This is a genomic window from Dietzia sp. ANT_WB102, assembly GCF_008369165.1.
Taxonomy (GTDB): domain Bacteria; phylum Actinomycetota; class Actinomycetes; order Mycobacteriales; family Mycobacteriaceae; genus Dietzia.
Map to the genome: position 1 here is coordinate 658,268 of NZ_VOBA01000001.1, position 19,557 is coordinate 677,824.

The 19,557-nt window shown below is 67.9% G+C and carries 17 protein-coding genes and 1 riboswitch; of the genes, 11 read left to right on the top strand and 6 right to left on the bottom strand.

The annotated features are described in order from the left end of the window. Positions 1-4: 4 nt before the first annotated feature. Positions 5-1,285 (bottom strand): LLM class flavin-dependent oxidoreductase, encoded by a 1,281-nt coding sequence (locus FQ137_RS02995; protein ID WP_149291065.1) that lies wholly within the window; start codon positions 1,283-1,285, stop codon positions 5-7. A 7-nt stretch (positions 1,286-1,292) separates the two neighbouring features. After that, positions 1,293-2,057: a 3-oxoacyl-ACP reductase gene (locus FQ137_RS03000; RefSeq protein ID WP_149291066.1), complete on the bottom strand. Its 765-nt coding sequence runs from the start codon at positions 2,055-2,057 to the stop codon at positions 1,293-1,295. Positions 2,058-2,139: 82 nt separating this feature from the next. Continuing rightward, positions 2,140-2,237: riboswitch (TPP riboswitch) on the bottom strand. Positions 2,238-2,369: 132 nt separating this feature from the next. Between FQ137_RS03000 and FQ137_RS03005 the strand changes: the two genes are divergently transcribed. Continuing rightward, entirely contained in the window at positions 2,370-4,388 is a 2,019-nt protein-coding gene (locus FQ137_RS03005) for a BCCT family transporter (protein WP_149291067.1), read from the top strand. Positions 4,389-4,580: 192 nt separating this feature from the next. Here the strand turns inward: FQ137_RS03005 and FQ137_RS03010 are convergent, their stop codons facing one another. The 3 genes from FQ137_RS03010 to FQ137_RS03020 all read right to left on the bottom strand — a co-directional run bounded on the left by FQ137_RS03010 (position 4,581) and on the right by FQ137_RS03020 (position 7,406). Then, the gene (locus tag FQ137_RS03010) at positions 4,581-5,276 is read right to left on the bottom strand and encodes a hypothetical protein (RefSeq protein ID WP_149291068.1); all 696 of its coding nucleotides are present in this window, start codon (positions 5,274-5,276) and stop codon (positions 4,581-4,583) included. A gap of 395 nt (positions 5,277-5,671) precedes the next feature. Continuing rightward, positions 5,672-6,610, bottom strand: a complete 939-nt coding sequence (locus FQ137_RS03015; RefSeq protein ID WP_149291069.1) for an alpha/beta hydrolase — start codon at positions 6,608-6,610, stop codon at positions 5,672-5,674. Between the two features lie 70 nt (positions 6,611-6,680). Further along, on the bottom strand, positions 6,681-7,406 hold the full coding sequence (locus FQ137_RS03020; RefSeq protein WP_149291070.1) for an IclR family transcriptional regulator: 726 nt from the start codon (positions 7,404-7,406) through the stop codon (positions 6,681-6,683). A gap of 140 nt (positions 7,407-7,546) precedes the next feature. Here FQ137_RS03020 and FQ137_RS03025 point away from each other — a divergent pair, with 140 nt between their 5' ends. The 10 genes from FQ137_RS03025 to FQ137_RS03070 all read left to right on the top strand — a co-directional run bounded on the left by FQ137_RS03025 (position 7,547) and on the right by FQ137_RS03070 (position 18,632). Beyond that, the gene (locus tag FQ137_RS03025; RefSeq protein ID WP_149291071.1) at positions 7,547-8,305 is read left to right on the top strand and encodes a class II aldolase/adducin family protein; all 759 of its coding nucleotides are present in this window, start codon (positions 7,547-7,549) and stop codon (positions 8,303-8,305) included. Then, entirely contained in the window at positions 8,302-9,273 is a 972-nt protein-coding gene (locus FQ137_RS03030; protein ID WP_255583495.1) for an NAD(P)-dependent oxidoreductase, read from the top strand. Before FQ137_RS03025 ends, FQ137_RS03030 begins: the two co-directional genes overlap by 4 nt. A gap of 75 nt (positions 9,274-9,348) precedes the next feature. Then, positions 9,349-10,527 (top strand): acyl-CoA dehydrogenase family protein, encoded by a 1,179-nt coding sequence (locus FQ137_RS03035; protein WP_149291072.1) that lies wholly within the window; start codon positions 9,349-9,351, stop codon positions 10,525-10,527. Positions 10,528-10,601: 74 nt separating this feature from the next. Beyond that, the gene (locus FQ137_RS03040; RefSeq protein ID WP_149291073.1) at positions 10,602-11,756 is read left to right on the top strand and encodes an acyl-CoA dehydrogenase family protein; all 1,155 of its coding nucleotides are present in this window, start codon (positions 10,602-10,604) and stop codon (positions 11,754-11,756) included. Further along, positions 11,746-14,262 (top strand): CaiB/BaiF CoA-transferase family protein, encoded by a 2,517-nt coding sequence (locus FQ137_RS03045; RefSeq protein WP_188064745.1) that lies wholly within the window; start codon positions 11,746-11,748, stop codon positions 14,260-14,262. Before FQ137_RS03040 ends, FQ137_RS03045 begins: the two co-directional genes overlap by 11 nt. A gap of 62 nt (positions 14,263-14,324) precedes the next feature. Continuing rightward, entirely contained in the window at positions 14,325-14,831 is a 507-nt protein-coding gene (locus FQ137_RS03050; RefSeq protein ID WP_149291075.1) for a MaoC family dehydratase N-terminal domain-containing protein, read from the top strand. Between the two features lie 29 nt (positions 14,832-14,860). Continuing rightward, positions 14,861-15,304 (top strand): MaoC/PaaZ C-terminal domain-containing protein, encoded by a 444-nt coding sequence (locus FQ137_RS03055; protein ID WP_149292614.1) that lies wholly within the window; start codon positions 14,861-14,863, stop codon positions 15,302-15,304. Then, on the top strand, positions 15,301-16,503 hold the full coding sequence (locus tag FQ137_RS03060) for a thiolase family protein (protein ID WP_149291076.1): 1,203 nt from the start codon (positions 15,301-15,303) through the stop codon (positions 16,501-16,503). The genes FQ137_RS03055 and FQ137_RS03060 overlap by 4 nt, the downstream gene beginning before the upstream one ends. 2 nt (positions 16,504-16,505) lie before the next feature. After that, on the top strand, positions 16,506-16,928 hold the full coding sequence (locus tag FQ137_RS03065) for a Zn-ribbon domain-containing OB-fold protein (protein WP_149291077.1): 423 nt from the start codon (positions 16,506-16,508) through the stop codon (positions 16,926-16,928). A gap of 90 nt (positions 16,929-17,018) precedes the next feature. Next, positions 17,019-18,632, top strand: a complete 1,614-nt coding sequence (locus FQ137_RS03070) for a long-chain-fatty-acid--CoA ligase (RefSeq protein ID WP_255583496.1) — start codon at positions 17,019-17,021, stop codon at positions 18,630-18,632. Between the two features lie 62 nt (positions 18,633-18,694). On the opposite strand, the gene FQ137_RS03075 is transcribed toward FQ137_RS03070, so the two are convergent. Next, a complete protein-coding gene (locus FQ137_RS03075) occupies positions 18,695-19,543 on the bottom strand; it encodes a hydrolase (RefSeq protein WP_149291078.1) in 849 nt (282 codons plus the stop codon). Between the last annotated feature and the right edge of the window lie 14 nt (positions 19,544-19,557).

The window sequence follows — 19,557 nt, forward strand, 5'->3', positions numbered from 1 at the left end:
GCCGTCATCGACCCCCGAGCAACTCCCGCAACGATCTCGCGCCCTCGTAGGACCGCCGGAACAGTCCGCGCTCCTGCAGTACCGGGACCACGTGCTCGACGAACTCTTCCAAACCGTGGGGATACATCGGTGGCATGAGGTTGAATCCGTCGGCCGCTCCGGACCGGTGCCAGCGTTCGATCTTGTCGGCGATCGACTCGGGTGTGCCGATCATGGTGCAGTGCCCGCCGCCGGCGGCAAGCGTGCCGAGGAGTTCGCGCACGGTAGGCGCGTCCTTCTGGATGATGCGCAGGATGGTCTCGTACCGCCCCTGCGGGCCCGTGAACTCGGACAGTGGTGGCAGCGTGGGCACGGGGGCGTCGAGTTCCCAGTCGGAGCAGTCCTGTTCGACGAACATCGACAACTGAGCCAACGACTGCTCGACCGGAAGCAGCGCGTCGAGTTCGGCCTTCTTCCGTTTCGCCTCCTCCATCGTCGAGCCCACATAGGTGACGAGCCCCGGCATGATGACGATCGCGTCACCGTCCCGACCCGCCGCCCGCGCGCGCTGCCGGAGATCGGAGGCGTAAGACTTCGCCGACTCCGCGTCGTAGGCCACCGCATAGATGCCCTCTGCGCGGCGGGCTGCCAGGTCACGCCCCTGTTCGGAAGATCCGGCCTGGAACAGGACGGGCCGCCCCTGCGGGGAACGGGGCACGGTCAGCGGCCCGTCGACGAGAAAGTGCTCGCCGTGGTGGTGGATCGGCCGCACCTTGTCGGGATCGGCCCACAGTCCGGCGCGATCGAACACGAGGGCGTCGGCATCCCAGGAGTCCCACAGGGCGAGGGCCGCGCCGACGAACTCGTCGGCCCGCGCGTACCGCTCCGCGTGCGCGGGCATTGCCTCGAGTCCGTGGTTGCGGGCCTCGGCGTCGAACATCGAGGTCACCACGTTCCATCCGACGCGGCCGCCGCTGATGTGGTCGAGCGAGGCGAGCATGCGGGCGGCGTGGAAGGGCGTGTAAAAGGTCGTCGACACGGTGGTGACGAGCCCGACGTGATCGGTCGCGCGCGCCATGGCGGCCAGCGCGGTGAGGGGCTCGAGGAACCACCACGAGCCGCCAGCCGGGTCGAGCACGGAATGGCCGTCGGCGAAGAACACCGCGTCGAGGCAGCCGCGCTCGGCGGTGCGGGCGAGCTCCTCGTAGTAGGTGATGTCGCCGAGCCGTTCGACCGGGGAATCGGGATGACGCCACGCGGCGGTGTGGTGGCCGCAGCCGAAAAGGAACGCGTTGAGGTGCAGCATCGCAGGCTCAGCCCTTGACCAGTCCGCCGTCGACGATGAGGTTCTGCCCCGTCACCGCCCGGGACCAGGGGGAGGCGAAGAACAAGAGGGCGTCGGCCAGCTCGGCCGGCTCGGTCACCCGACGCAGCGGGGTGCCGGAGGCGATGAGATCAAAAACCTCTTCGGGCGTGGCGGAACTCGCGTCCGTGGTGCGCAGGAGTCCTCCGGAGACCATGTTGACCGTGATGTTGTCCGGGCCCAGGTCGGTGGCGAGGGTGCGGGTGAGTGACAGTGCGGCCGCTTTCGCCGCGGTGTAGTCGTGGTACGGGACGACGGGGTGCTGGAACAGGTTGGTGCCGATGGTGACGATGCGCCCGAAGCCGATCTCCCGCATACCGGACAGGGCAGCCTGGGTGGTGGACAGGGTCGCCTTCACGGCACCGCGCAACTGGGTGTCGAAGTGCTCCCACCGGATGGTTTCCGGCGTGGGCCGGGCATCGCCGTTGAACTCGAAGTCCACGAGCGCGTTGTTAATTACGGTGGTCACGGGCGCGCCGAAGTGCTCGCGCGCCGCGGTGAAGAGCCGCCGGACGTCGTCATCGTCAGTGACGTCAGCGCGGATCGCGACGGCGCGGTCCGCCCCGATCTCCGTGACCAGGTTGGAGGCAGCCTCCTCGCTGCGGCGGTAGTTGACGACGATCCGGGCGCCCTCTCGGGCGAACGCCCGGACAATTTCGGAGCCCAGCCCGCGTGCTCCCCCGGTAACCAGAACGATCTGCTCGTTGATACGCATGAGTCTCGCTTTCCGGTGGTACCGGCGAGGAGGAAGCGTTGACCGCTGGACCGGGTGCATTCCCGGCCAGCCGGCGCCTGACGGGGCGCCTGATCGACATTCCTTCGCTAGCACTACCTAGATCAGGTTCGACGGGTGTGTTCTCAGCCGCCCGGTCAGGCGGCACCCCGTGTCTGGCGTCGACTGTAGACGATCACCAGTGGGTACCGCTCTTGCACGTAGAGCCCTCCCGCGCGGTCGGCCTGGATACAGTCTGTGCAGGAGTAGAGTGACGCAGGTCCTACGCATGTCTTCGTGATTGAGGGTGTAGATGTGAGCGACGAATCGAAAAATCCCCGTACCGCGACGGACAGTGGTGGATCAGCACGTCCGCGGGGCAAGGTTCGTCGCGTCGTTGACGAGGTGATGACCCCCGGGCTGGTGCATCCCGCGTTGATCCCCGGAATCGGGGTCGACCGCACCGGTCGGGTGTTCTCCACCAATATCGCCGTGTTCGTCGTCGCCGGCCTGGCTGTCATCGGCGTCATCGCCTGGGCTCTCATCAGCCCGGACAGTGTCCCCACGGTAGGCGACGCCTCGCTGGCCTGGGTCACGGCCAACTTCGGGTGGATGTTCGGTGTCCTGGCGATCGTCTGCCTGCTGTTCATGCTGGTGGTCGGCTATGGAAAGACGGGCGGGGTGAGGCTGGGCGCGGATGACGAGTCTCCTGAGTTCACCACCGTGTCCTGGGTGGCCATGCTGTTCTCCGCAGGGATGGGAATCGGGCTGCTGTTCTACGGGCCGTACGAACCCCTCGTCTACTTCCTCGATCCCCCCGAGGGTTTCACAGCAGATCCGGCGTCGGTCGAGGCCATGCAATCCGCTCTCGCGCAGACCACACTCCACTGGGGACCGATCGCCTGGTCCTTTTACGCACTGGTGGGAGGGGCGATCGCCTACAGCGCGTACCGCAGGGGCCGCGCTCCGCTCATCTCCGCCATCTTCGAGCCGATCTTCGGCTCCAGGACACAAGGGCCGCTTGGCGCGACCATCGACATCTTCGCAATCCTCGTCACGCTCTTCGGTACCGCGATCTCGCTAGGTATCGGCGCGTTGCAGATCGCACGGGGTACCGAGATCGTCACCGGCTGGGGACCTCTGGGTAACGGATTCATCGTGGGAGCGATGGTGCTACTCACGGTGGCGTTCATTATCTCCGCGGTCTCCGGCATCAAGCGGGGGATTCGCGCACTGTCGAATATCAACATGATCATCGCGGGGTTTCTCGCCGTGTTCGTGCTGGTCACCGGGCCGACGATCTTCCTTTTGAACTTCATTCCGGCAGGTGCGATCGACTTCGTCCGCGAGCTGGGCACGATGCTCATGCGCAATCCCACGCAGAGCGAGGACGCCGCAGATTTCATGGGGGCGTGGACAACGTTCTACTGGGCCTGGTGGGTGTCCTGGACCCCGTTCGTCGGCATGTTCATCGCCAAGATCTCCCGCGGCCGGACGCTGCGAGAGTTCGTGACGGTGGTGATCATGGTCCCGTCAACGGTGTGCCTTGTGTGGTTCGGCATCCTCGGCGGCACATCCATGTGGATGAGCTCCAACGGCCAGGGCATGGACGGATCGCGACCGGCGGAAGCGATGCTGTTCGACATGCTCGACAATCTGCCCCTCGGGGCCATCACCTCGGTGGCAGCGCTGATCTCCATCCTCGTCTTTTTTGTCACCTCCGCCGACTCAGCGTCGATTGTCATGGGATCCATCACCCAGCGTGGCAAGCCCGACCCCTCCAGCTGGGTGACCGTCGTGTGGGGTGTCATGCTCGGCGGAACCGCGATCTCACTGCTGCTGGCCGGGGGCGAGGACGCACTGGGCGGACTGCAGTCGATCATGGTCGTCTCGGCACTGCCGTTCGCCTTTGTGGTGATCGGGATGATGTTCGCCTGGTACAAGGACCTATCCACCGATCCGTACATCATGCGTCGCAAGTACGGGCGCCTGGCGATCGCCGAGGGCGTGCGGCTGGGCATCGCCGAGCACGGGGACGACTTCGTATTCGGATCGAGTGAGGTCGCAGCCAATAAGGGCGCGGGCGCGTGGTTCGACAGCACCGATCCGGAGCTGAGCCAGTGGTACGTGGACGCCGCGGGTGAGCTGCGCGCAGTGACTGCGGAGGATGTCCGGCGCACTCTTGATCCCGGTCGCATCCAGCCGAAGGGGCCCGACCGCCCGGAGCATCTCGCTTCCGGTGAGCGCGCGATGAGCGCGGCCAGCTCGCCCCTGCGGCTGCGGCTGCGCCGACTGCGCCGCGATCAGCAGGCCGAAGTCGAGTCCGACGACTGAGCGGGCGCTCACGTCGAGGATCTCGCCCAGTGTGTACTGAGTGCGCGAAGGCCGCCCCTGCGTGAGCATGACGACACGACGACGCCCCACCACCTCGATGGGTGGTGGGGCGTCGCTTCCGAGCAGCCGTGCGTGTAGGGATTCAGAGCCCTACGCCCTCGAGCTCCGCTTCAGTGGTGTGAGCGCGGAGTCTCAGACCGCGTCGTCCCCGGGACCGTCGTCGGTGTTGGACGAGCCGAGCACGCTGCCCAGCGAACCGGTGTCCTTCTTGTCGCCGGCATCCTCGCCCTCAGCGTTGTCGCCATCAGCGTTGGAGGAGCCGAGCGACCCGAATACGTTGCTCAGCGAGCCGGTCGAGTCGTCCTCAGCGTCGTATGCCGTGGCAAAGCTCGGATCGTTGGCGTTGCAGAGCGCGAGCGCGCCGGCGACGAACTCAGCTTCGAAAGGCTTTTCGAATGTGACATCCCACTCGACTTCGGCGCCGTCCGCGAGCTCGTCCGCGTACTGGAACGACTGGAGGGCGACGTCGTCACGCTCGTCGACGCTCTGCAGGAGAGTCCGGAGCTCGGCAAGGTCAGCGTCAGCAGCCTCATCCGCGAGCGTCTCGATGTTGCTCTTTTCGCCGAAGACGACCCAGCAGCTGGTCTTCTTGCCGGTGTTGTTGGTGAGAGTGCCCTTGCCTCCCGTTAGATCGGTGTCGGTGATCTCCAGCCCGACCTTGGACACAGGATCCTCGTTGGGGGCCTCGGTGTCCGGCGCGGAGGAACTGGGCATGAGCGAGCCCAGCGAGCCCGACGACTGTGCCTGGGCGATGCCAGCTCCACCGAGGACGGTGGCGGCGCCGAGGGCGGCGGTGGCGGCGAAGGTGGAGAAACGAGTGAAACGCATGCAGTGTTCCCTTTCGGTCGGGTGCCCCGGTCGGCGGACGCGCCGCAGACTGGTCTGGCCGGGTGGCCAAGGCGAGGCGCCAACGTAACAAGGGACTCCGGCAATGTGAACCGGGTAAGCATCAATCGCCGGATTTCGGGCAACGGTGGCGATGCTGGCCCTCCGGTCACGTTGAGCGACCCGACTCCGCAGACGGAGCATGAAGGCGAGCCCCGCATAGCCACCATTTCGCCTGTCCCACACCGGCCGTCGTGCTGCCCACAGCGAACGCCATGGCCGGGCTCGGGGCCAACGGGGCTGCTCCACCAAGAGCTCCGCTGTGAGTTGCGTCACATTACGATGGCGCCGTCGGATTCAGGAGTGGCGCAGAGGCGTGGGCGGTCGGCAGGCACCGATCAGGCGAGAAGCTCCTGTACATCGCCCCAGAGTTGAGTGCGGGCCTCCGCGGTCACCGCCAGCGAGGGGATCGTCATGAACCCGTGGAAGATGTCCTCGTATCGACGATGCGTGGTGGGCACACCCTCCCGGCGCAGGCGTTCCGCGTAGGCGGTGCCCTCGTCGTCGAGCGGATCGAGCGCAGCGGTGACGACGATCGCGGGCGGAAGGCCCGAGAGGGTGTCGGCCTGTGCGGGGGAGATGTAGTGCGGGGCGGCGGCCTCGCGGGCATTCGCCGGCGCGTACTGCTCCCAGTACCACTGCATCGCGGCGCGCGTGTTGAAGTAGCCCTCGGCGAACTCCCGGTAGGAGTCCGTCTCGAAGTCGTCCGCGATGACCGGGTACAGGAGGACCTGCCCTGCGATCTCCGGTCCGTTCCGGTCGCGGGACATCAATGCCGTGACCGCGGCCAGGTTGCCGCCGGCGCTGTCCCCGGCGACGACGAGTCGGCCCGTATCCACACCCAGCTCGGCTGCGTTGGCGGACGCCCACTCCAGCGCCGCGTACACATCCTCCGCGGCGGCGGGGGCGGGGTGCTCGGGCGCCAACCGGTAGTCGACCGAGATGACCACCGCACCGACGGCGTTGGAGATGGCACGGCAGAACTCGTCGTGGGTGTCGAGGTCGCAGAAGACAAAGCCTCCGCCGTGGGCGAATACGACGGCAGGCAGCGGGCCGGCGGTGTCGGGCTCGAGGGGGTGGTAGATCCGCAGGGGGAGCGGGCCGCCTGGTCCGTCGATCTCGAGGTCCTCCACGCTGGCCATCGGTTCCGGTTCCGCCGCGACCTGCTTGCGGGCGAGCACCGCCGCCCGGGCCTCGGCGCCCGTCATCTGCTCGACCCGCGGAAACCCGTCGTTGAGGACGCCGAGCAGGGTCTTCACCTCATCTGGCAGTGGCATGATGTCTCCGTTTCATGGTTCGGGACGGTGACGACCGTCCGGGGTGCGGCATCTCGTGGCGGCACGACGGTCACCCGTGCGGGGACAATCGACGGATCGCGTCGACGAGCACGTCGCCGAATTCACCACATTTCTCCGTGGGGAGGCGTGTCGCAGGAGAGCTGATCACCAGGGCCCCCACCGGCGACCCCGACGGATCGAGGATCGCGGCGCCGACGCTGTTGGATCCCTCCAGCACTGCACCGGCGCTCGCGGCCCACCCGCGGGCGCGGATCTCTTCGAACTCCGCCGCGGGCAGCAGATTCTCGGGCGCACTGCTCCACGCGGCCCGTTCCTCGGGGGTCAGATAGGACATGATCGCCCTGCCCGCCGCACTCCGCTCCGGGGGGTGGATCTGGCCGATGGGTAGTGCGGTTCGGACCACCTGCGTGCTCTCCGCGACATCCGCTACGACGATCGTGGTGCCGTCCAACAGGGCGAGGTGGACTGTCTCCCCGGTTGCGTCACGCAGCGGCCCGAGCAACTCGCGAGCCCTGGCCTGTACCGACGAGGACTGCCGGGCACGACTCAGCATGACGATGGGCTTCGTCGCCAGCTCCCATTGGGGCGTCGCGGTGGCCGCGCGCTGGATCCACCCGGCCTCATGGAGGGTGGCCAGGGTTCGCTGGAGCGCGCTCTTGTCGTCTCCAGTCGCCGAACACAACGCCGTGAGGCCGATGGGCTGGTGTTCGGCGATCGCTTCGAGCGCCTGGAGGCCGCGGTGCAGGCTCCGAACCGTCTTGACTGTGATGTGAATCTCTCCTAGCCTGAAGCAAAGTGATACTCCGTATCGCTAGACGATAACACCGCTTCAGTTCATCGGCACCCCTTCTCGTTCGACCGGTTCCCGCCGGATCGCAGCCGGTGGCGACCCGACCGAACCGACTAGGAGCTGTCATGGCATTCACCCCGACCAAGGACCAGCTGATCCCGGATCTCTCGCCCCGCGAGGAGATCGTGCTTCTCGCCCGGGCGCTGTGGAAGGGCGGGTACCGCGACAACCTGGCAGGGCACATCACCTACAACTGCGGCGACGGCACGCTCCTCTGCAACCCCTGGTACCTGACCTGGGAGGAGTTCAACCCCGAAGACGTCCTCCGGATCGATCTCGAGGGCAACCTCCTCGAAGGCGACTGGCCTGTACCGCTGGGCATCCCACTGCACCTCGCCCTGCACAAGGCCCGCCCCAACGTCACCTATGCGCTGCACAACCACTCCGAATACGGAACGGTCTGGGCGGACATCAAGGAGGTGCCGCCGATGCACGACCAGAGCTCAAGCCTGGGTGGCGGCGGTGACCTGGTCCTCGTCGACGAGTACGACGGCGGCGTCGACCAGATGGATGCCGCGGAGTCCGCCATCGCGTCCTTCGGTGACGCGGAGGTCGCGATCCTCGGTGGACACGGTGTGTTCGTGACCGGGAACTCGGCCCCGGCGGTGTACCTGCGTGCCGCCTCGCTGGAGACACGGTGCAAGAACGCGTGGATGACCCGCGTCGCGAACGGACCGGAGAAGACCTCCCTGCCGGACTGGTGGGTCGATCAGATGACCCGCAGCGACGGCAGCGGGTACACCGGGTTCTGGGAGTCCGCCGTCCGCGCGGCCCTGCGCGCCGAGCCGGAGCTGCTAAACAAGATTGCCTCGGTGGCCAAGTGACCGATGGTGCGGCCCTGATCGGGCGAGCAAACGACGCGGGCGGCATGCAGGACGCGTCTGCCAGCCGGCGGCCCGTCGTCGTGCTCGTCCCAGACGCCCGGGGACTCGAGGCCTTCGACGGTGTCACAAACGTTGAGCCCCTGGTCTGGGACCTCTCGGGCGACCCTCCGGCCGGCGCCGATCGCGCGCAGGTCCTCGTCACCCAGGTCATGGACCCGCCGACCGTCCTGCCCCGACTCGAGGCGCTACCGCAGCTGCGGGTGATCCAACTGTTCAGTGCGGGAACCGACGCCTGGGCCGGGTTCGCCCCCGAGGGCGTCGAAATCTCGGGCGCCGACGACATCCACGGCGGGACGGTCGCGGAGTGGGTGGTCGCGACCCTGCTCGCCCACCTCCGCGACCTGTACGGCTACCGGGAAAAGCAGCGCGCACACCAATGGGAGCGGCGGTGGACCGGGACGCTCGCCGGCAAGCACGTACTGGTGCTCGGGGCCGGTGACATCGGTCGAAACGTCGCCCGCCGGCTCGAACCCTTCGACGCTGTGGTCACAACCGCAGCGCGCACCGCACGAGCAGACGTCCTGGACCTCGCCTCGGCCCGCGACCGCCTCGGCGACTACGACGTGGTGGTGCTCGCCCTCCCCCTCACGGACGACACCGAACACCTCGTCGGGGCGGACTTCCTCGCCGCCATGAAGGACGGGGCCGTGCTCGTCAACGCCGGGCGTGGCCCGTTGGTCGACACCGATGCACTGCTTGCCGAACTCACCGCCGGTCGACTGACCGCGCTTCTGGACGTCACCGATCCGGAGCCGCTGCCTGTCGGCCACCCACTGTGGGACGCGCCCGGGGCGGTCATCACGCCGCACAGTGCCGCGATCACCGACGACACCCTCGACCGCTGCTGGCGGGCGATCGTCCGCAAGGTCGGCGCGTTCGCCCAACCCCCGGAGTCGGCGACGCCCTGAGCATCCCCGAGCGGGTCGGCCCCACCGGCGGACCCCTCCACCAGACACAGACACCCTGATCAAAGGCGACCTGACATGGACTTCCAACTGAATGCAGACCAGAAGCGCTGGCTGGAAGAGGTGCGTGACTTCCTGCGGGAAAACGTCACCCCAGAGCTTCGGGCCGAGATGGCCGAACACGACATCGAGTTCCTCGGGGGCGAGGTCACCAAGTTCCGAAAGAAGATCGGTGAAAAGGGCTGGTTCGGTCTCAACTGGCCAGTCGAGTTCGGCGGGCTCGGACTGGGCGCCGTCTACCAGCACCTGCTGGTCAGCGAGTTCGAGTACTGGGGGGTCCCGGGACCGGACCTCACCGTGACCTCGGTCGCGCCGATGATCATGCGTCACGGCACCGAGCAGAACAGGCAGGAATTCCTGCCCCCGATCGCGCGCGGCGAGATGACCTGCGCCGTCGGTTACTCGGAGCCGGATGCCGGAACCGACCTGGCGAGCCTGCGGACCACGGCCGTTCTCGACGGGGACGAGTGGGTGATCAACGGCTCCAAGATCTGGAACAGCATGGCGCAGCGCGTGACCCACGAATGGCTGTGCGTGCGCACCGACAAGGACGCGCCCAAGCACAAGGGCATCTCGGTGATCATCGTCCCGATCGATGCGCCGGGCGTCACCATCCGGCCCATCATGGCGTGGTCGGACTACCGCACCAACGAGACCTTCTTCGACAACGTCAGGGTGCCGGCGACCAACCTCATCGGCGAGGTCAACCAGGGCTGGCGCTACATCACGGGCGCTCTCGACCTCGAGCGCGGCGCACTGACCAACGTCGGCGACCTGCGACGCTCGGTCGACGAGCTCCTCGAGCTGGCCAAGGACGAGCGACCCGACGGCCGACGACCGATCGACGACCCGACGCTGCGTCGCAAGATCGCCCAGCTCGACGCGGACGTGGAGGCGGCCCGACTCATGGGTTTCGAGGCCTCGTCCCTGCTCGAGGACGGCACCATCCCGTCCGTGCTCGTCGCCGCCGAGAAGATCTTCTCCAGCGAGCTGCGGCAGCGGATCGCAGACGTCGGCACCCAGGTGCTCGGCATGGCGGGTGTGCTCGAGGTGGGCACCGACGGGGCGCCGCTCTCCGGAAAGTTCGAACGCCTGTACCGGGCCGCCCCGCTACTGCGGTTCGGTGCCGGTGCCAACGAAGTGCTCCGAGACGCCATCGCCCAGCGCGGGCACGCACTGCCGCGCGGAGGACGCTGACACGTGGGTCACTTAAAGGCAATGGGTCACACAGACGCACCGGGTCACACAGACGAAGCCAACAGGAGGAAGTCATGAGGCTCGTTCCCACGGAGGAGCAGAACGAACTGCGATCGGTACTGCGGTCGGTGTTCACCAAGGAATGCCCCCCGGAACTGGTCAGGCAGTGGAAGACCACCGGCACCGACGGAGCCGCCCCCGCGTTCCCGGACTCGCTCTGGCGCGCACTGACCGAGCTCGGAGTGCTCGGGATGGCCATCGACGAGGAGTTCGACGGCTCCGGTGCGACACTCAACGAGCTCGGCATCGTGTACTCGGAGGCGGGCCGGGCGCTGTGCCCGTCCATCGTCTACAGCACCCTCTCGTTCGGCATCGCGCTCGACCGTCTCGCTGGTCCGGACCTGCGGAAGCAGTACCTGCCTCGCGTCGCCGGTGGAGACCTGCGGGCCACGGTCGCCCTCTGGGACGCCGCCGACGCCCATGACGTGCGCCCCAAGTTGACGGCCACGCGGGTCGACGGTGGCTGGACCCTCAGCGGCGTGCTGCCTTTTGTCGAGAACGCGGACCTGGCCGAGCTCCTGCTCACCACTGCCACGGCCACGGTCTTCGCCGAGCCCGACCGCGTGCTCGGCATGCTCGTGTCCCCCGGTTCCGAGGGCTGGACCAGCACCCGGCAGCCGACGATCGCGGGCGAGCACCAGTGTCGCGTCGAACTCGACGCCGTGTTCGTCCCCGACGAGCGCGTCCTGACCGGCACCGACGAGGCCGGGCTGGCTCTCGACGAGGTGCGCTGGGTGGCCGACGTGGTCACCGCCCTGCAGTGCATGGAGATGGCCGGCGGCGGCGCCGAGGTGCTGGAGCGGACGGTGGACTACGTGCGCACCCGGCACCAGTTCGGTCGCCCGATCGGTAGCTTCCAGGCGGTCCAGCACATCGTGGCCGACATCCACATCGCGGTCGAGGCCGCGCGGCTGTCCGCCGCCTCGGCAGTGTGGTGGCTCGCCCGCGGCGAGCGGGCCGGCCGCCAGGTCGCGATCGCCAAGATGCACGCGAGCGAGGCCTACAAGTGGGCCACCCTCAACGCGCACCAGGTGCACGGCGGCATGGGCTACGTTCGCGAGACGGACCTGCACCTGTGGTCCGAGCGCGCCAAGGTCTCTGAGATTCGCGGCGGCACCGCCGATGTGGCCGCACGCTGGCTGGAAGAGGAGATCGGCCTTGTCGGATAAGGCACCGACCCGGACCCAGGCGCAGCCCCAGGCGCTGTCGGGCCTGCGGGTCCTCGACCTCGCGCGATGGGCGGCGGGCGAGTACGCCACCAAACTCTTCGCGGATTTCGGCGCGGACGTCATCAAGGTCGAGAAGCCGGGAGAGGGCAGCCTCACTCGCCAGTGGGGCCCCTTCCCGGGGGACGTGCCCGACCCCGAGGCGAGCGCGTTGTTCCTGCACCTCAACACCAACAAGCGCTCCGTCGCGCTGGACCTCAAGGACCCCGCTGACGTGGAGGTACTGCTCGGGCTCGTCGAGACCGCGGACGCGCTGGTGGAGTCCTTTCGGCCCGGGCACCTCGAGTCGCTCGGGTTGGGCCCGGACGTGCTGCACGAGCGCAATCCGCGCCTGGTGATCACCCGGATCAGCGCCTTCGGGCAGGACGGTCCCAACCGGGACCGGGAGGCTACGGGCATCGTGATCCAGGCCGCCGGGGGCCCGATGAACGCGACCGGCGCCGCCGATCGCGCCCCACTTCGCAAGCCCGGACTGCTCGAGCACTACACGATCGGGCGGACCGCGGGCGAGGCCACCATGGCGGGAATCTTCGCCGCCCGCGGCGGGACCGGCTCCGTGATTGACGTGTCCGGGCAGGAAGTTCTGCTGTCGGGCGCGGACCGGCGCGCCTCCTACCTGCTGTCGGCGTCGTACTCCGGGATGGTCGCGCCGCGCGGCGTGCGCAGCCCGCACCGGCACGGGGCGACGTTCACCGGACCGTTCCGCACCAGCGACGGCTTTGTGATGATCTACGTGACCAACCAGGTGTTCTGGAACCGGCTGATCGACCTTGCTGGCGCCGACGATCCGGAGTTCCACGCGCGTTTCCACGGCCGCCAGACCGTGTCCGGGCAGGACCGCGACGACTTCATGGACTACATCGCCGGCTGGTGCCTGGCGGGCACCAAGATCGACCTGATGGAGCGCTGCGAGGCGGCCCGGATCCCCGTGACCGCGTTCCTCACTGTCTCCGAATTGCTGGAGCACGAGCATTTTCGCGGCCGCGGGGCGTTTACCGAGGTGGAGCACCCCGTCGTCGGGACGCTGACCTATACCGGCGCACCGTGGCGCATGCGCAACGGGCACGCCGTGCACACGGCCGCGCCGCTGCTGGACCAGCACGGCGCGCAACTCCGCGACCAGGGTCCTACGGGGCACGGCGAGGAGACGGTTGGGCGGGCCGAGAGTGAGACGGTCGGAACGTATCCGCTCCAGGGCGTGCGCGTCGTCGACCTCACCGTGGTGTGGTCCGGCCCGGGTGCGACAGCGCTGCTGGGTGACCTCGGCGCAGAGGTCATCCGGCTCGAGGGCAACAACCGTGCGAGCCGGCAGGTCTCCGCCAAGACCACCAAGGAGCTCATCGAATCCACCGGGTACCACGGCGGCACCTACCCGGATAAGGACCCGGGCGAACGGCCGTACGACCGCACCGCGCTGTTCAACTGGCACTCCCGGAACAAGCTCGCGGCGTGCGCCAACCTGGAGACCCCGGAGGGCCGGGCCGCGGCGCTCGCGCTGCTCGCCGAGAGCGACGTGCTGGTGGAGAACAACGCCAACGGAACCCTGGAGAAGCTGGGACTGGGCCACGAGGAGCTGCTGGAGCTCAACCCGCGGCTGATCGTGGTCCGGATGCCACCCATGGGGATGAGCGGCCCGATGAGCAACTACCTCGGGTACGGCCCGAACTTCAACTCGCTCGTCGGGATCGCCGCAATGGACGGCTACGAGGGCGAGGACCCGGATTCGGCTGGCGAGAACTACCATATGGACGAGGCGGCCCCGGCCGGAGTCGCGTTCGCCGTCATGGCCGCCCTGCGGGACCGCGAACGCACCGGTGCCGGGGGTCTCATCGAATTCCCGCAGGCCGAGGCCGTGATGGCGGAGATCGGTGAATTCATCCTCGACTACCAGATGAACCAGCGGAATCCGGAGGTGCGGGGAAACACCGACCCGCACATGCTCCAGGACGTCTTCCTGACCGCGGACACCGACCGCTGGCTGGCGCTCTCGGTCCGCGACGACCGGGACTGGGCCACCCTGGCCGACCTGGTTGATCCCGACGGGCTGGCGGGGATGGGGGAGACGGCCGCCCTGCGCGCCGAGAACTCCGCCGCCATCCGGGCGGTGCTCGCCGGCTGGTGCCTGGCCCGCCCGGCCGAGCAGGCCGTCCGAGAGTTCCAGGGAATCGGTGTTCCGGCCGGTGAGGTGATGAGCGAGGACAGGCTACTGTCCGACCCACACCTCGCCGCCCGGGGCTGGTTCCGCGAGCGCAGCCACCCTTCGGTGGGGACGCATCGCTACCCCGGTCACCCGTGGCGCGCCGAGGGCTTCGACCTCGCGTTCGGCCGACCGCTGCCGGGCTTCGGTGAAGACAACGAGTACGTGTACCGACAGGTGCTCGGTTATTCCGAGCAGAAGTACGACGACCTGGTCCAACGCGGTCTGGTCACCGACCACCAGATCGCGTGATCAGCCGGGAAATCCCGGTCGGTGTAACGACAATGATGACGAGACAGTAAGGCGGACATTCGATGTCAGAACAAGAGGGTTCACTCATCCCAGATGAGGCCAAGGCGACGATAGGAACCGTCGTGGCCACCGCGACCGGCGCTGTGGTGAAGCGCGACTGGCAACGGTGGGCCGTGTCGGTTCGCGAGGACAACCCGTTGTACTTCGACGCCGACTACGCCCGTGAGCACGGCTACGCGGACGTGATCTGCCCGCCGCTCTACGTGCAGTACGCGATCCTCGGGGTGACACCCCTGGACACCCTGCGCGAGGACGGATCCTCGGGCGCGGCGTCGGGGAACCTGCAGTTCCCGGACGCGCCCAAGCGGATGGCGGGCGGGGAGAGCACGACCTTTCTGCGCCCGTGTTACGACGGCGACGTGATCACCTCCGAGCGGCGGGTCGAGTCGATCGTCGAGAAGCAGGGTCGTTCGGGTCGCTTCGTCCTCGTCACCTGGAAGACGGAATACATCAACCAGCGTCGTGAACTGGTCGCCGAGGCGACCACGTCGATGATCGCGCGGCCATGACGGAAGGACACGAGTTGAGGGAGAACGCGATGGCGAACCAGGTGTACTTCGAGGACGTCAACGTCGGTGACACGATCACCCCGTTGAGAACGTCCGTAGACGAGACGCAGATGTTCCTGTTCAGCGCCGCCACGTACAACGCGCACCGGATCCACTACGACAAGACCTGGGCGGTCGACGTCGAGGGCTACCAGGGACCGCTGGTCCAGGGCCCACTGCAGGCAGCGCTACTCGCGCGTGCGGTGACCGACTGGATGGGCGGCTCCGGCAGGCTCGTCACCTACTCGGCCCAGAACCGGGCGGTCGCCTTTGCTGGTGACCAGCTCGACTTCGTCGGCACCGTCACCGGTACCCGCGAGGAGGACGGCCAGGCGCTGGTGGACCTCGAGATCCGCGGAGAGCGCGAGGGAGAACTGCTCATGCCGGGTACCGCGACGGTCGCCCTGCCGCGTCGGACGGAGGCCCAGGAGTGAGCGGCCTGCGCGGTGACGCCGCAATCATCGGATTCTGCGAGCTGCCCTCGCAGCGCAAGCAGACGCGCCCGGAACAGTTCACGATCGAGCAGTGGGCGACGCTGTCCAAGATGGCGATCGACGACGCCGGCATCGACGCGTCGCAGATCGACGGACTCGTCGCGCACGGACTGGCCGAATCTGACATGTTCGTCCCGGCCACCCTCGCGGAGTACCTGGGCGTGCCGCTCAACTTCGGTGAGCGCGTGGATCTCGGCGGCGCCACCGCGGCCGGCATGGTCTGGCGCGCAGCCGCCGCGGTGGAACTCGGAATCGCTGACGCGGTGCTCGTGATCGTCCCCGGGTCGTACATGCTGCCCCGCTCGCAGCAGCGCCCGCCCAAGGACCCGGGCTACTTCGGCGCCTCGAGCAACAACTTCGGCTCCCCCCAGGCCGAGTTCGAGATCCCCTACGGCAACCTTGGGCAGAACGCCCCGTACGCCCAGATCGCCCGGCGCTATGCCGCCGAGTTCGGCTACGACCCGGAATCCACCGCGAAGATCGCCGTGGACCAGCGGACCAACGCGCTGGCCACCCCGGGCGCGGTTTTCCACGGTAAGCCGATCACGCTCGACGACGTGATGAACAGTCCGATGATCGCCGACCCCATCCGGATGCTCGACGTGGTCATGCGGGTGCAGGGCGGAGCGGGCGTGATCGTCGCCAACGCCGACGTAGCCCGCAAGTCCAAGAACCGCCCGGTGTGGGTGAAGGGCTTCGGCGAGCGGATCTCGTTCAAGACCCCGACCTACGCCGAGGACATGGTGCGTACGCCCATCAAGCAGGCCGCCGACACGGCCTTCGAGATGGCCGGCGTGGAGCGCTCCGACATCGACATGGCGTCGATCTACGACTGCTACACCATCACCGTGCTCATGAGCCTGGAGGATGCCGGCTTCTGCGAGAAGGGCACCGGCATGGAGTGGGTCAAACAGCGGGACCTGACGTACCGCGGCGACTTCCCGCTCAACACCGCGGGCGGCCAGCTGTCCTACGGCCAGGCCGGAATGGCCGGCGGCATGCACCACGTGGTCGACGGCGCCCGGCAGTTGATGGGTCGAGCGGGCGAGGCGCAGGTCAAGGACTGCAATACGGCGTTCGTCACCGGCAACGGCGGCATCATGAGCGAGCAGGTCGCCTTGATCCTGCAGGGAGAGTGAACATGAGCACCATGGACAAGCCGTTCCCCGAGCCCACCCCGGTCACCGCGCCGTTCTGGGACAGCCTGCGTGAGCACCGGATCCGCATCCAGTACTCCCCGTCGTCGGAGCAGTATGTCTTCTACCCGCGGGTGCTCGCACCGGGCACGCTGGCGGATGACCTCGAGTGGCGCGAGATCGAGGGCAAGGGAACGCTCTACACCTACACGGTCGCCGAGCGACCCACCGCTCCACCGTGGGCCGATTCGCTGCCGCAGATCCTGGCCGTCGTCGAGTGGGATGAAGGCCCACGCCTGAGCACCGAGATGGTCGACGTGGACCCAGAGGATCTGAGCATCGGCATGCGGGTTGAGCCTGTCTTCTGCGACTATCCCGACCGCGACATCACCCTCCTGCGGTACCGGCCGGCTTCCGACCGCGGCTGAGCCAGGGGCGGACGCCGGACCGGCACCGAACGCGGACATAACGAACCGGCACGGCGACCGCCCTGCCTAACCACTAGAAGGAGAAAAACGATGGCGTATGAAGCCCCCATGGAGACGAGCCGACTCGAATCCGTACTGACCCTGCGCGACCTCATGTTGGCCCGCGCCGACGACAACTCGACCGCGGTTCTCGCCGGCGATCGCCGATGGACCTGGGCGGAGGTGTTCAGGGAGTCGGTGACTCGCTCCGCCGCACTGGACGCCTATATGGACGCCGACAAGCCCCCTCACATCGGGGTGCTCATGGAGAACACGCCGGAGTATGTGTTCCTCCTCGGCGCCGCGGCGCTGTCGGGCAAGGTGATCGTGGGGCTCAACCCCACCCGCCGTGGTGATTCCCTGCGCGCCGATATCGAGCACAGCGACTGCCAGGTGGTCCTGGTCGACGATGCGTACGCGGACCAGCTCGCGGAGACGGGAACCTCGGTGACCGCGCTGCGTAGCTCGGGTGACACGTGGCGTAATGCGCTCGAGGCAGAGAAGTCGGCTGAGGTCCCCGACGTGTCGGTCACCGGCGACTCGCTGTTCATGCTGATCTTTACCTCCGGAACCACCGGCGCCCCCAAGGCCGTGAAGGTCACCCACGAGAAGGTCGCCGGCCCGTCGGTCTACCTCACGACCCGGTTTGGTCTCACCGCTGAGACCATCGGATACCTCTCGATGCCGATGTTCCACTCCAACGGGATCATGGCGGGCTGGGCGCCGATGCTGGCGATCGGCGGCACGATGGCGCTGGCCAACCGGTTCAGCGCGTCCCGGTTCCTGGCCGACGTCCGCAAGTACGGCGCAACCTACGCGAACTACGTGGGCAAGCCGCTGTCCTATGTCATGTCCACACCGCAGCAGCCGGACGACGCGGACAACCCGCTGAAGCTGGTGTTCGGCAACGAGGCGAACGACAAGGACATCGACCTGTTCGCCGAGCGGTTCGGATGCGACGTCGTGGACACCTACTCCTCCACGGAGGGGGCTGTTATCGTCTCGCGCGTCCCCGACATGCCCAAGGGAAGCCTCGGACTGCCGTTCGACGACACCAAGGTCCTCAACCCCGCGACCGGGGAGGAGACGCCGGACGCCGAGTTCGACGAGACCGGCGCCCTGCTCAACCCGGACGAGGCGATCGGCGAGTTCGCCAACATCACCGGTGCGGGCTCGTTCGTCGGGTACTACAAGAACCCCGAAGCGGAGCAGGAGCGGATGCGCGACGGGAAGTACTGGAGCGGAGACCTCGCCTACCGCGATTCCAAGGGCTTCGTCTACTTCGCCGGACGGACCTCCGACTGGCTGCGGGTGGACGGGGAGAACATCGCCGCTGCGCCGATCGAGCGCATTCTGCTGCGCAACCCGGCCATCGCGGAGGCCGCGGTCTACGCGGTTCCCGACAAGTCCGCCGGCGATCAGGTGGCGGTCGCGCTGGTCCTGCACGGTCCGCTCGACCCGGACGCGTTCGGGGAGTTCCTCGAGGCGCAGCCCGACCTGGGCACCAAGCAGTGGCCTCGTTACGTCAACGTGGTGGACACGATGCCCCGCACCGCCACCAACAAGGTCCTCAAGCGGGAGCTCAAGGCCAAGGGTGCCGACGGGGTGAGGTGGGAACGCGAGGAGCGTGGCCGCAAGTACTCGCTCGTGAACGCGGCCCACTGATACGCCGCACTCGGATGACGATGGCGACCTCGGGCGGGTGACCGCCCGAGGTCGCGGTCCACTCAGGTCAGGTGGTCGTGCCTGCCCTCGACCCAGTCCGCGTACCGCGTCGCCGAGCGCTCGACGGCGGCTCGCGCGTCACGGGGGACGCACCCGCCGAAGTTGCCGTAGAGACGATCGAAGTCGTAGCGCGCCACGTGGGCCGCGATCCGGCGGACCACCGCCCCCGACAGTGGCATCCAGTTGGGGAAGGACCGCATGAACGTCACCCACCCCTCGGCGGCGACGGTCCCGATGGTGTCGCCGGTGAAGAGCACCCCCTTGCCGTCCGGGGCTGTCCAGTGGACGACCGCACTGCCGGGGAAGTGTCCACCGGGCTGCGATGCGTGCACCCCGGGCACGATCTCCACTCCGTCGCCGCCATGCCCCCCGCCCCACACCACTGTGTGGCGAGGGCGCAGACCCAGCCAGTGCTCGTCCGGAGCGGAGACGTAGACCGGGCAGTCGTCGAACGCCTCCGACCACAGGGACTGCACACCGTACATGTGCGGGTGTGAGGCGATGATGGCGGCGATCCCGCCCCACCCGCGCACCGCGGCGACCGCGTCCTCGCTGATGTAATTGGGTGCCTCGACCAGCACATTTCCGTGGTCGGTGCGGAGGAGAGCGGGCCGTTGTCCGATCCCCGGACAGTGCCTGTGAACCAGGCTGATGACACCCGTCTCGCGCTCGTCGAACTCAATCCACGCGCCCTGCTCCCGGGCCTGCTCGGGAGTGGTCCAGCGCTGGCCGCCCGCAGGCACGAACTGGCGTTCGTCGGAGCAGATCGGGCACACCTGTGGCAGTGGCTCCGCGCGCTCGACACCGCAGGTGGCGCACTGGGTGACCGTCTCGGGCTGTCCGGTGCTCACGACGACCCCGCCAC